This is a genomic window from Streptomyces sp. NPDC026092 (assembly GCF_040638605.1).
Taxonomy (GTDB): Bacteria; Actinomycetota; Actinomycetes; order Streptomycetales; family Streptomycetaceae; genus Streptomyces.
Map to the genome: position 1 here is coordinate 41,405 of NZ_JBEZYN010000016.1, position 11,840 is coordinate 53,244.

Here is an 11,840-nt window from a genome sequence, read left to right on the forward strand (position 1 = left end):
CGGGTCCGGGCGCCCTGTCCGTGGACCGGCCGTACGGCTCAGGACGCCTGGAGCCGTACGGCGGCCAGGACCGGCAGGTGGTCGGTGGCCGCGCGCAGGTCGGCCGGGTCGAGGCCGTCGAGGTCCTGGGGGACGCCGCAGCCGAGGAACTCCACGCCCCGCGTCGCCAGGATCGCGTCGATGCGCTGGTGCGGGTCGTCGGGTGTGGAGGTGTACTCGCCGCCCCAGGGGCTGACCTCCCAGCCGTCCTGGAGCTCCTTGGTCAGCCGGGTGAAACTCCGGCCGCCGGGGCGCTCGTTGAGGTCTCCGGCCACGATCACGTGCGGGGCGTCCATCCCGGCCACCCGGTCGAGGAGCATCCCGGACTGGGCGTACCGCTCCTCGCTCCGCAGGCTCAGATGGCAGCTGATCAGGCCGACCCGGGCGCCCGCGAACCGTACGACTGCGGTGGCGAGGCCACGCCGGTGGAGTCCGGGGGTGAGCGGCAGGAGCACGTCCTCGGTGCGTTCGACGGTGGCCCGCAGCGAGCACATCAGGAGCGGCCCCGCGGCCGTCGCGCCGCCGCTGAGCAGGACGAGCTCGCTCTTCGCGGCGAGCCGGGCCGCGTGTTTGCGCCAGCGGAAGAACCGGGGCGCCTCCTGGACGAAGACGAGATCGGGCGCGCAGGCCCGGATGACACGGGCGAGGGCGTCCTCGTCGTCCCGCATCGAACGGATGTTGTAGCTCAGGACCCGGACGACGGCCGAACCGTCCGCCTCGGTGCGGGAGTTGGGCAGCGGGGTGATCGCCATGCCCTGCAACATACGACACCCGCCCGCCGCTCCCCAGGGGACGCGACGGGCGGGTGGACGTACGACCACGCGATGGCTACCCCTGGCGGGCCAGGTCGGCCGCGCCGACGAGGCCGGCCTTGCCGCCGAGCTGGGCGGCGAGGACCTGGGCGTGCGGGCGCCACTGGCCACCGATCAGCCAGCGGCGGAAGGACTTCCGGATCGGGTCGAGGACCAGCTCGCCCTCGTCCGAGACCCCGCCGCCGACGATGAAGGCGGACGGGTCGAAGAGCGACGCCAGGTCGGCGAGGCCGGCGCCGGCCCAGCGGGCCAGCTCGCGGAAGGAGTCGATGGCCACCGGGTCGCCCGCGCGGGCCGCCTGGCTGATGTGCTTGCCCTCGATGCCCTCGGGCGTGCCGTCGCCGAGGCCGAGGAGGACCTCGGCGCGCTCGGGCGTGGCGTTGGCGCGCTGCTTGGCGTACCGGACGAGGGCGCGGCCGGAGGCGTACTGCTCCCAGCAGCCCTGGCTGCCGCAGCCGCACAGCAGGCCGTCCGGGACGACCCGGATGTGGCCGAACTCGGCCGCGACGCCGAAGCGGCCGCGGCGCAGCTTGTTGCCGATGATGATGCCGCCGCCGAGGCCGGTGCCGAGGGTGATGCAGATGACGTCCTCGTGGCCCTTGCCCGCGCCGAACTTGTACTCGCCCCAGGCCGCCGCGTTCGCGTCGTTCTCGACGACGACGGGCAGGCCGACCCGCTGCTCGACCTTGTCCTTCAGCGGCTCGTGCCGCCAGTCGATGTTCGGCGCGAAGAGGACGGTGGCGCGCTTGTCGTCGACGTAGCCCGCGGCACCGATGCCGACAGCCTCGATCTGATGGCCCTTGCCGGCCTCGGAGACAGCGGCGCAGATCGCGTCGACGATGCCTTCGGGGGTCGGCGGGGTGGGCACCTTGTGCGTGTCGAGGATGTTGCCCTCCTCGTCGACCACGCCGGCCGCGATCTTCGTGCCGCCGATGTCGACGCCGATGGTGAGTCCCATGTGTCCCTCAGTTTTCGGTCGAGCCCCGCTAGGGCCAACCGTACCCGAGGGGGCCACCCGTACTGATCAGTCCAGATCGATGGGGCGCCCGGGACCGGGCCCGTCGTCCTCGGACTTGGGGTCCTTCGGGGCGTCCTTCGGGGTCTCGTCCCGGCGCGGGTCGTTCGGCTCGTCGCGCGTCCAGCGGGTCTCGTGGTTCTCGACCGCCGAGCGGTAGGCGGCGAGCAGCTCGTTCCCGGCGGCCGCGAGGTGGTCGAAGACCTGCGGGTTGCGCTCGATGATCGGCTCGACGGCGGCCTTCGCCTGGTTGACGAACTGCTGCACGGTGCCCTGGGCGGCCATGCCCGCGAGCGGGCCGCGCAGGGTGGAGACCTTGTCGGCGACGGCGTCGAAGAGCTTGCGGAACTCCTCGGCGGCCGAGCCGGGCTCCGCGCCGGAGGCGGCGCGGCGGCGGGCCTTCTCGGCCTCCAGGTCCTCGGCGCACGCCTTGGCCCAGGCGTCCTGATCGCTCATGGCGTACTCCTTACGGCTTATACCGTCGACGGTACACGCCCTCAGGGGGCCTTCGGCCAGAGACCGGCGTCCGGGGCGAACCTGACCCTCAGATCTCCGTCGACGAGCCCCGCCCCGGCGACCGTGCAGCGGCGCAGGGCGGGCGGGAGCGGGACGTTGCGGCGGAACGGGCCGACGGCGAGGAGCAGTTCGTCGCCGCGCCGGACGAGGGAGAGCTCCTCCTTGACGGCGCCGGGCAGCGGGATGTGCCAGACGAGGATGCCGTCCTCGGTACGGCGGTCCTCGACCGTCCACTCGGGGGCGGGGGCGGGCTCGGGTTTCGTGTCCACGGCGAGCAGGGCGAGGTCCTCGGCGCCGCGCGGGTCCCGGCCGAGGTGCGGGAGGGCGTGGACGGCTCCGTCGTGTCCGGTACGGAGCCGGTCCAGGTGCTCGTGCTGCTGGGCGGTCAGGGCGGCGAACCAGGGGTCGGGGGACTCGGCGGGGAGCAGCCTGTTGGCGACGACGGTGTCGAGGGCGAGGCCTTGCAGGGCGAGCCCGAGGCGGGCGGTGCGCAGGGTCTCGGTCGCGGCGGGTCCGGGCTCGACGACCAGGCGTACGGCGGTGGTGGGGGCGTCGACGACGGCCTGGACGGCGGCGAGCTCGGCCTCCCAGCGGGCGGTCGTCTCGTAGAGCCACTGCGCGGGCATGGGGACGCCGGCGAGCTGGGCCAGCATGGGGCGCAGGGCGCGGGCGGCCTGCCGCTCGGGCGGCAGGAGGCGGCGGAGGTAGCGGCGGAGCTGCTCGGGCAGGGCGAGCAGCGCGATCGCGTCGAGCAGCGGGGGCAGGTCGACGACGACGAGGTCCAGGTCAGGCCGCGCTGCGGCGTCGCGCAGGGCGCGGAGCAGGGCGAAGGGGGCGCTGCCGGGGAGCTCGGTGAGCTCGGCGTCCTCGAAGGGGGCGGCGCCGAGGAGGTCGAGGGCGGTGGCGGAGCGTTCCTGCAGGGCGAGGAACTCCCGGCGGAAGTCGGCGGCGGGGGTGGGCCGGAGGACGTCCACCCCGAGCCCCTCGTCGGCGTCCGCCGAGACGAGCAGCACGCGCCGCCCGGCAAGCGCCTCGGCGAGCGCGGTGGCGGCGGCGACGGTACTGCGCCCGGCGCCCCCGGCCCCGGTGACAAGCAAGATCCCCATACGGCGCAACGTTACCGGCCGGGGAGGGGCCCCGATCCCGGGCGGGCACCCCGCCCCCGTGTCGGGTTACTCGCCCGACTCGACGCGCTTCTTCAGGCCCGCCAGGGCGCGGTCGATGATGACCTTCTCGGCCTTGCGCTTGATCATGCCGAGCATCGGGATCTTGACGTCCACCGTGAGCTGGTACGTCACCTCGGTGCGCGTGCCGTCGCCGGCCGGGGCCAGCTGGTAGGAGCCGTCCAGGGCGCGGAGCATCTGGGACTTCACCAGCGTCCAGGAGACCTCGTTGTCACCGGTCCAGGTGTACGCCAGCGTGTGGTCGTCCTTGATCGCGCCCGCGTCGAGCAGCAGCCGGACCTTCTCCGCGCGGCCGGCCGCGTCCTTCTCCAGGACCTCGGCCTCCTTCACCTCGCCCGTCCACTCGGGGTAGCGCGCGAAGTCGGCGATGACGCTCATGACGTCGGCCGGCGCCGCCTCGATGGTGATGCTCGAGCTGGTGTGTTCGGCCATCGTGGTGGCTCCTCCACTGTGCGGTCCGGCGGAAGTTCTCGCGGCACGAACGTGCCGACTCGAAGGCTATCGCGCCCTCACCGGCGCCCCGTCACCACTCCAGCGTCCACGGCCGGCCCGTCGCCGCGAAGTGACCCACGTTCACGCACTCCGTGCCCGCGACCCGCATGCGCCGGGCCAGCGGCTGGTGGACGTGGCCGAAGAGGGCGTACCGCGGCCTGGTGCGCCGGATCGCGTCGAGCAGGGCCCGGCTGCCGCGCTCGAAGCGCCGGGCGACCGTGTCGTACGTCAGTTCCGGGACGTCCGGCGGGATGTGGCTGCACAGCACGTCCACCGCACCGAGCGCCTCGACCTTCGCCGCGTACTCCTCGTCGGAGATCTCGTACGGCGTGCGCATCGGCGTGCGCAGACCGCCGCCCACGAAGCCGAAGACGAGCCCGCCTATCTCGACCCGCTCGCCGTCCAGGACCGTGGTCCCCGGGCGGGCGTACTCGCGCCAGAGCCCCGGGATGTCGACGTTCCCGTAGGTCGCGTACGTCGGGGTGGGGAAGGCCGCGAAGAGCTCTTCGTACTGGCGGCGCACCGCGCCCTCGATCGCCGTGTCGCGGTCGACGGCGAGCTCCGACCAGAGCCGCCGCCCCAGGTCACGGGCCTCGTCGAAGCGGCGGGCGGTGCGCAGCTCGACGATCCGGTCCGCGTTCTCCACGCCGAAGAGGTCGGGGAAGATGCCCCGGCTGTGGTCGGCGTAGTCGAGGAAGAGCACCAGGTCACCGAGGCAGACGAGAGCGTCCGCCCCCTGACCCGCCTTCGCGAGGGCCCCGCTGTTCCCGTGCACGTCGCTGACCACGTTGATCCTCATGCGGTCAGCGTAGGGGGTCGGACCTGCGGTTACTTCCGAGTCGTCAAAGCTGTGGACTACTGTGCGCGGAGCACCGCCACAGCTGTGTGACGCACGGAACATCTGACCAGGACCCCCTATCGGGAACCCAGTACTGATGGGTAACGTCCGGGCAGTCCAGTTGTGCTCACCCCACTGAGCACCTGCCCGATCTTGGACCGCACCGGTGCATTACACAGAGCCGTGGCGCCGGCGCCCGATGAGGAGCAGCAGTCTTGCGCGAGTTCAGCCTTCCGGCCCTGTACGAGGTCCCCACGGACGGCAATCTGACGGATCTCATCCGCCGCAACGCCACTCAGCACCCAGACACCGCCGTGATGGGACGCAAGGTGGCCGGCGTCTGGACGGACGTCACCGCCAAGCAGTTCCTCGCCGAGGTCAGAGAGACCGCGAAGGGGCTGATCGCGGCGGGCGTGGAGCCCGGCGACCGGGTCGCCCTGCTGTCCAGGACGCGGTACGAGTGGGTGCTCCTCGACTTCGCGATCTGGAGCGCGGGCGCGGTCACCGTGCCGGTGTACGAGACCAGCTCGCCGGAGCAGATCCAGTGGATCCTCGGCGACTCGGGCGCCACGCTCGCCATCGTCGAGTCGGCGGCCCACCAGGACGCCGTGGTCTCGATCCAGGCGAACCTGCCCGACCTCAAGGGGATCTGGCAGATCGACGACGACGCGATCGGGCACCTCGCGGGGACCGGCGCGGACATCACCGACGAGCTCCTGGACCAGCGGATGTCGACCGCGCACGCGGACGACCCGGCGACGATCGTCTACACCTCGGGCACCACCGGCCGCCCCAAGGGCTGTGTCCTGACGCACCGCGCGTTCTTCGCGGAGTGCGGCAACGTGGTGGAGCGCCTGAAGCCGCTGTTCCGGACCGGCGAGTGCTCGGTCCTGCTCTTCCTGCCCGCCGCGCACGTCTTCGGACGGCTCGTCGAGGTCGCGTCCGTGATGGCGCCCATCAAGCTGGGCTGCGTACCGGACATCAAGAACCTCACGGACGAGCTGGCCTCCTTCCGGCCGACGCTGATCCTCGGTGTGCCGCGCGTCTTCGAGAAGGTCTACAACTCGGCGCGGGCCAAGGCCCAGGCGGACGGCAAGGGCAAGATCTTCGACAAGGCCGCGCACACGGCGATCGCGTACAGCCGGGCGATCGGCACCCCGCAGGGCCCGTCGTTCGGCCTGAAGCTCAAGCACAAGATCTTCGACAAGCTCGTCTACTCCAAGCTGCGGGCGGTGCTCGGCGGGCGCGGCGAGTACGCGATCTCGGGCGGCGCGCCGCTGGGTGAGCGGCTCGGCCACTTCTTCCGCGGGATCGGCTTCACGGTCCTGGAGGGCTACGGCCTGACGGAGTCGTGCGCGGCGACCGCGTTCAACCCGTGGGACCGGCAGAAGATCGGCACGGTCGGTCAGCCGCTGCCGGGCTCGGTGGTGCGGATCGCCGACGACGGCGAGGTGCTGCTGCACGGCGAGCACATCTTCTCGGGCTACTGGAAGAACGAGTCGGCGACGGCCGAGGCGCTCGCCGACGGCTGGTTCCACACCGGCGACATCGGCACCCTCGACGAGGACGGCTACCTCGCGATCACCGGCCGGAAGAAGGAGATCCTGGTGACGGCGGGCGGCAAGAACGTCGCCCCCGCGGTCATCGAGGACCGGATCCGGGCGCACGCGCTGGTCGCGGAGTGCATGGTGGTCGGCGACGGGCGGCCGTTCGTGGGCGCGCTCGTCACCCTGGACGAGGAGTTCCTCGGCCGCTGGGCGAGCGAGCACGGCAAGCCCGCGGGCTCGACGGCGGCGACGCTGCGCGACGACGCGGAGCTGCTCGCGGAGGTCCAGCGCGCGGTGGACGACGGCAACGCGGCGGTGTCGAAGGCCGAGTCGGTCCGGAAGTTCCGCGTCCTGCCCGCGCAGTTCACGGAGGAGGCGGGCCACATCACGCCGTCCCTGAAGCTGAAGCGGAACGTGGTGGCGAAGGACTTCGCGGACGAGATCGAGGCGATCTACCGCGCCTGACGCGGACCCCACGACGTGAGGAGGGCCCCTCGGTGCACCCGCACCGAGGGGCCCTCCTCACGTCTCCTACAGCAGTTCCTTCAGGCGCTCCGCCAGGAGGTCCCAGCGCCAGCGGTCCTCGACCCACTCGCGGCCCCGGGTGCCCATGCGCCGGCGCAGCTCCGGGTCGAGGAGGAGGGTCGCGATGCGGTCGGCCGACTCCTCCGGGGCGTCGCCGCGCACCACCCACCCCGTCTCGCCGTCCAGGACCGCGTCCGGCGCGCCGCCCGAGTCGCCCGCGACGACCGGGAGGCCGGTGGCCGAGGCCTCCAGGTAGACGATGCCGAGGCCCTCGACGTCCAGGCCGCCCCTGCGGGTGCGGCAGGGCATCGCGAAGACGTCGCCGGCGCCGTAGTGGGCCGGGAGCTCGGCCCACGGCACGGCCCCCGTGAACCGTACGGAATCGGCCACGCCGGTCTCCGCGGCGAGCTTCCGCAGATCGTTCTCGTACGGCCCGCCCCCGACGATCAGGAGCACCGTGTCCGGCACCCGGCGCAGGATCTCCGGCAGGGCCCTGATCAGCGTGTCCTGGCCCTTGCGCGGGACGAGCCGCGAGACGCACACGACCACGGGGCGGTCGCTGAGCCCGAGCCGTTCCCGTACCGCGTCGCCGCCCGAGCCCGGGTGGAAGGTCTTCTCGTCGACGCCCGGCGGCAGCTGGACCATCCGCCCCGCGGCGGCCGGGGTCAGCGCGCCGGCGATCCGCGAGCGCGTGTACTCGCCGAGGTACGTGAGCGTGTCCGTGCCCTCGCCGATCCGGCGCAGCAGCTGCCGCGCGCCGGGCAGCTGCGCCCAGCCCGCCTCGTGGCCGTGCGTCGTCGCCACGAGCCGCCTGGCGCCCGCCCTGCGCAGCGCGGGGCCCATCAGGCCGAGGGGCGCGGCCGCCCCGAACCAGACCGACTCGCAGCCGTGCTCGCGCAGCAGCGCGGTGGCCCGGGCGGTGACCCGGGGTGTGGGCAGAAGCATGGTGGTGCGGTCCCGGACGACCGTGAAAGGCTGTTCGGCGTCGAACGCGGCGGTCGCCTCGATCCCCTCGCGGCTGCGCTTCCAGGTGGAGGCGTAGACCACGACCCGCTCGGGATCCAGGCGCAGCGCCATGTTGTGCAGGAAGGCCTGGATTCCACCGGGTCGGGGCGGGAAGTCGTTGGTTACGATCAGGGTCTTGTGCATCGTCGCCGAATGTACGTGACGGCACCCCCCGCCCGGCAACACCACCCTCCGCCCGCGCGGACCGAACAGACCGACCGACGGATTGGACGAGTCAGGAATGACGGGCGTACTGGGTACGGCTGCCGAGCGCGCGAGAAGGAACCCCGACCTGGTCTGGGCGGTCACCCGGATCGTCCTGCTCCTGTGCGTCTTCAAGGTCCTCAGGGTCCCCGGCCCCGACGTCACCAGCGACATCGACCAGATCTACCGGGGCTGGTTCGAGGTCCTGAGGACGGGCACGTACCCGCTGGACGACGTGACCTGGCAGTACCCGCCGCTCGCCGCCGTGGCGATCCTCTCCCCCGCGCTGCTGCCGTTCCTGGACTACGCCGCCGCCTTCTTCGTCCTCGCCTTCCTCTGCGACGCGCTGGTCTACGGGCTGCTGCGGTACACGGGACGGCGACAGGGCCGCAGCCCGCGCGGGGCGTGGATCTGGATCGCGGGCGTGCCGCTGCTCGGCCCGACCGCGTACGCCCGGTACGACCTGATGGTCACCGCCGTCGCCGTGGCCGCGCTGCTCGCCGGGGCGCGGCGGCCGGGCGCGCTCGGGGCCCTCGCGGGCTTCGGGGCGATGCTGAAGGTCTGGCCGGCGCTGCTGCTCGCGGGCACCCCGCGCGGCCGCGCCACGTTCCGCTCGTGGCCCGCGGCGGCGGGCGCCGCGGCGGGGCTGCTCCTGCTGTGCGTGCTCGCGGCGCCAGGAGCCCTTGCGTTCCTGAACTTCCAGCGCGACCGGGGCACGGAGGTCGAGTCGCTGGGCGCCCTGGTCTTCCATGTGGCCCGGCACTTCGGCTGGGACGGCGAGGTGCGGATGAACTACGGCTCGATCGAGTTCCTCGGCCCGTACGTCTCCTCCGTCTCCACCGCGGCCATGGCCCTGACCTTCGCCGCCTTCGGCTGGCTGCTGGTGTGGCGGATCCGGGCCCGGGCGTTCGCGACGTCGACGACGGCGGACGCGGCGTTCGTGGCGGTGCTGCTCTTCACCACGACGAGCCGGGTGATAAGCCCGCAGTACATGATCTGGCTGGTGGGCCTGGCCGCCGTGTGCATGGTCCACCGGGCGAGCCGGATGCGCCGGCCCGCGCACCTGGTGCTGTGGGCGACGGCGGTGACGCAGCTGGAGTTCCCGGTCTGGTTCTCGCACGTCACGGACAGCGATCCGCTGGGCGTCGCGCTGCTGCTCGCACGGAACGGGCTGCTTGTCGTCGCGTCGGTGTCGGCCTGCCGGATCCTGTGGCGGCAGACGGTGACCGAGCCGCGCCTGACCCCGCTGTCGATCCCGGCCCAGCGGGAGCCGCTGCGGTCGGCTACCCCAGCCTCTGCCGCAGGTACGTCCGCCAGTCGTCGGTGAACTCCTCCGGGGTGGTGCCGAGGACCTCGGCGAGCGCCTTCTCCACGGCGCCCTCGCGCTGCGGGTGGGCGCCCACCGCGCGGTAGAAGGCCCGGAGTTCCGCCTCGCCCCAGCGCTCCGCGATCATCGCGCACGCCAGCCAGCCGCCCTCGTAGGCGCGGGCCAGGGCGTCCGAGTCGCCGCCGAAGGCGAAGGCCTTGTCGTCCGGGAGCGCCGCCGGCAGGTCGCCCGCGCGGACCGCGCGGCGCAGCTCCGGGGCCGCCTGCGCGGCCGTGCGGCCCGTCTCGCGGTACGCCACCCAGTCGGCGAGGCCCTCGGAGAGCCAGACCGGGGTGGCCGCGGAGGTCGTGGCGCGGGTGGCCACGTGGGTGGTCTCGTGGGTGAGGACCACCTGCTGCCCGAACTCCCCGAGCACGCCGTACGCCTCGGGGTTGACGATCACCCGGTCCGCGGGCGCGTCCGGGCCGCCGCCGACCTCCCCGGTCGTGACCGCCGCTATCCCCCGGTACGAGGCCGCGGGGGCCCCGAGGAGCCCGCCCATGCCGTCCAGCGTGGCGGGGACGAGGACCACGACCCTGCGGGCCCAGTCCTCGGGCCAGGCCGCCGAGACCGCGGGCACCGCCCGGTCCGCGTACGCCGCGATCGTCTTGAGGCGCTCCTCCGACTGCCCGACGCCGAGAACGAGGCTGTGCTCGCCCCGCACGGTCTCGACGTCGCCCTGCTGCCAGAGCTGCTGGGTGGCGCCCTCGGCGGGCCGGTCGCCGGTCACGTACCAGCGGCCGTCCCGCTCGGTGAGGTCCAGGACGCGTTCGGTGGTGACGGGCCCGGAGTCGTAGCCGTCGATCCGGTAGCTCAGCTCGGCGCGGACCGTGGCCCGGTCGCCTTCCGCCCGGTCCCCACCCTGCCGCTCGACGGCCTTGAGCCGGTAGCCCCACGAGGCGAGCGGCACCTCGGCGAGCCGGTCGAACTCGGCGATCGCGGCGGGCGCGTACGCGGGGTCGAGGGCCACCGCGTAGGCCGCCTCGTCGCGGGCGAGCAGCGCCCGCGCGTACCGGTCGAGGAGCGCGCCGATCTCCTGCGGCGCGGGGTCGGCCGGCTCGGGGGCCGCGCACCCGGCGAGGACGAGCAGCGCCGTCAGCAGACAGGCCGCCGCCCTTCGCCCCGCACCACGTCCCTGACCTGCCACGCACCCGATCGTACGGGCAGGCGGATGGACAGGTGTCCGGTCAGACCCGCGTCACCGTCACGTGGGACATCATCACCACGGGGTCGTAGCGCACCCGGGCCCCGGGATAGGGGGCGTGGATCACCTGGCCGTTGCCCGCGTAGATCCCGACGTGGCTGGCGTCGCCGCGGTACGTCACGAGGTCGCCGGGCTGCGCCTGGGAGAGCGGGACCTGCCGGCCCGCGTACCGCTGCGCCTGCGAGGTCCTGGGCAGGCTGATCCCGGCCTGCCGGTACGACCAGACCATCAGGCCCGAGCAGTCGAAGCCGGAGGGACCGGTCGCGCCCCACACGTAGGGCTTGCCGATGGCGCTGCGGGCGGCGATCACCGCGGCGGCGGCCCGCGAGGAGGCCGGGCCGAGGTCGGCGAGCGGCGGCAGCTCCTCGAGTCCGTCGCGGCCCGAGCGGGAGGCCCGGCCCTCGAAGTCCGCGCGCTCCTCGGCCGTCAGCGACTGCAGCAGCCGACGGGCCTCGGCGAGCTTCCGCTCGACGGTGCGCTTGTGCCGGCCGACCTGGGTGCGGCTGATCTCCAGCTCGGCGAGGAGCCGGGTCGCCTCGGTCCGTTCCTGGTTCAGCCGGCGCTGCTCGTCCTTGAGCCGGCCGAGCTCCAGGCCCTGCCGCGCGGCCACCCGGTCGAGGACGGAGGCCCGTTCGAGATACGAGTCCGGGTCGGCGGAGAGCAGCAGGGCGAGGGCCGGGTCGATGCCGCCGGAGCGGTACTGGGCGCCGGCGACCGAACCGAGCGCGTCCCGCATGCGGTTGACGCGCTCCTGGCCGCGCGCCACGCTGTCCCGCGCCTGGGCGACCGTCCTGCGCAGCCCGTCCGCCCGCTCGTCGGCCTTGTTGTAGCCCTCGGTGGCCTGTTCGGCCTCCTCGAAGAGCCGGTCGACCGTGGCGCGCGTCGACTCCGGGGTGCCGACCGGGTCGGCGTTCGCGGGGACGGCGCCGAAGGCCGTGGCGGCGGTGGCCGCGGCGGCGGTCAGGACGGTGACCCTGGCGGGTCGTCGGTGGGACGCCACGTATCGCGCTCCGTTCGGTGTTGCCCGGGCTGGCGCGGCAGACAGTAGCCGGTGATCACTCGCCGTCCAACGAAGCTCTCGGGCACGCAAAGT

At 73.5% G+C, this 11,840-nt stretch carries 11 protein-coding genes; 2 read left to right on the forward strand and 9 right to left on the reverse strand.

What is annotated here, in order from left to right; genetic code table 11:
• Positions 1-38 precede the first annotated feature (38 nt).
• From AB0F56_RS24755 to AB0F56_RS24780, 6 genes are all read right to left on the reverse strand, one after another.
• Positions 39-791, reverse strand: a complete 753-nt coding sequence (locus AB0F56_RS24755) for an endonuclease/exonuclease/phosphatase family protein (protein ID WP_362013369.1) — start codon at positions 789-791, stop codon at positions 39-41.
• A 76-nt stretch (positions 792-867) separates the two neighbouring features.
• Complete coding sequence (locus AB0F56_RS24760) at positions 868-1,809, reverse strand: ROK family glucokinase (RefSeq protein ID WP_362013370.1); 942 nt, start codon at positions 1,807-1,809, stop codon at positions 868-870.
• A gap of 66 nt (positions 1,810-1,875) precedes the next feature.
• Positions 1,876-2,322 (reverse strand): DUF5304 domain-containing protein, encoded by a 447-nt coding sequence (locus tag AB0F56_RS24765; protein WP_362013372.1) that lies wholly within the window; start codon positions 2,320-2,322, stop codon positions 1,876-1,878.
• A gap of 41 nt (positions 2,323-2,363) precedes the next feature.
• On the reverse strand, positions 2,364-3,488 hold the full coding sequence (locus AB0F56_RS24770) for an ArsA-related P-loop ATPase (protein ID WP_362013373.1): 1,125 nt from the start codon (positions 3,486-3,488) through the stop codon (positions 2,364-2,366).
• Between the two features lie 66 nt (positions 3,489-3,554).
• The gene (locus AB0F56_RS24775; RefSeq protein WP_362013375.1) at positions 3,555-3,998 is read right to left on the reverse strand and encodes an SRPBCC family protein; all 444 of its coding nucleotides are present in this window, start codon (positions 3,996-3,998) and stop codon (positions 3,555-3,557) included.
• Positions 3,999-4,089: 91 nt separating this feature from the next.
• Complete coding sequence (locus AB0F56_RS24780) at positions 4,090-4,857, reverse strand: metallophosphoesterase (RefSeq protein ID WP_362013377.1); 768 nt, start codon at positions 4,855-4,857, stop codon at positions 4,090-4,092.
• Between the two features lie 254 nt (positions 4,858-5,111).
• Between AB0F56_RS24780 and AB0F56_RS24785 the strand changes: the two genes are divergently transcribed.
• Positions 5,112-6,908, forward strand: coding sequence for an AMP-dependent synthetase/ligase (locus tag AB0F56_RS24785; RefSeq protein ID WP_362013378.1), 1,797 nt, complete (start codon positions 5,112-5,114; stop codon positions 6,906-6,908).
• A gap of 66 nt (positions 6,909-6,974) precedes the next feature.
• Here AB0F56_RS24785 and AB0F56_RS24790 read toward each other — a convergent pair whose 3' ends face one another.
• The gene (locus AB0F56_RS24790; protein ID WP_362013379.1) at positions 6,975-8,117 is read right to left on the reverse strand and encodes a glycosyltransferase family 4 protein; all 1,143 of its coding nucleotides are present in this window, start codon (positions 8,115-8,117) and stop codon (positions 6,975-6,977) included.
• A gap of 97 nt (positions 8,118-8,214) precedes the next feature.
• Between AB0F56_RS24790 and AB0F56_RS24795 the strand changes: the two genes are divergently transcribed.
• Positions 8,215-9,504, forward strand: a complete 1,290-nt coding sequence (locus AB0F56_RS24795) for a glycosyltransferase family 87 protein (protein WP_362013381.1) — start codon at positions 8,215-8,217, stop codon at positions 9,502-9,504.
• On the opposite strand, the gene AB0F56_RS24800 is transcribed toward AB0F56_RS24795, so the two are convergent.
• Both AB0F56_RS24800 and AB0F56_RS24805 read right to left on the reverse strand, forming a co-directional pair.
• On the reverse strand, positions 9,461-10,690 hold the full coding sequence (locus tag AB0F56_RS24800) for a hypothetical protein (protein WP_362013382.1): 1,230 nt from the start codon (positions 10,688-10,690) through the stop codon (positions 9,461-9,463). The genes AB0F56_RS24795 and AB0F56_RS24800 overlap by 44 nt on opposite strands.
• A 40-nt stretch (positions 10,691-10,730) precedes the next feature.
• On the reverse strand, positions 10,731-11,747 hold the full coding sequence (locus tag AB0F56_RS24805; RefSeq protein WP_362013384.1) for an NlpC/P60 family protein: 1,017 nt from the start codon (positions 11,745-11,747) through the stop codon (positions 10,731-10,733).
• Positions 11,748-11,840 lie beyond the last annotated feature (93 nt).

Bases quoted from the DNA above. Each gene is read 5' to 3' on its own strand.
- AB0F56_RS24765 (WP_362013372.1), bottom strand. From the start codon at position 2,322: ATGAGCGATCAGGACGCCTGGGCCAAGGCGTGCGCCGAGGACCTGGAG.
- AB0F56_RS24770 (WP_362013373.1), bottom strand. From the start codon at position 3,488: ATGGGGATCTTGCTTGTCACCGGGGCCGGGGGCGCCGGGCGCAGTACC.
- AB0F56_RS24775 (WP_362013375.1), bottom strand. From the start codon at position 3,998: ATGGCCGAACACACCAGCTCGAGCATCACCATCGAGGCGGCGCCGGCC.
- AB0F56_RS24780 (WP_362013377.1), bottom strand. From the start codon at position 4,857: ATGAGGATCAACGTGGTCAGCGACGTGCACGGGAACAGCGGGGCCCTC.
- AB0F56_RS24790 (WP_362013379.1), bottom strand. From the start codon at position 8,117: ATGCACAAGACCCTGATCGTAACCAACGACTTCCCGCCCCGACCCGGT.
- AB0F56_RS24795 (WP_362013381.1), top strand. From the start codon at position 8,215: ATGACGGGCGTACTGGGTACGGCTGCCGAGCGCGCGAGAAGGAACCCC.
- AB0F56_RS24755 (WP_362013369.1), bottom strand. From the start codon at position 791: ATGGCGATCACCCCGCTGCCCAACTCCCGCACCGAGGCGGACGGTTCG.
- AB0F56_RS24760 (WP_362013370.1), bottom strand. From the start codon at position 1,809: ATGGGACTCACCATCGGCGTCGACATCGGCGGCACGAAGATCGCGGCC.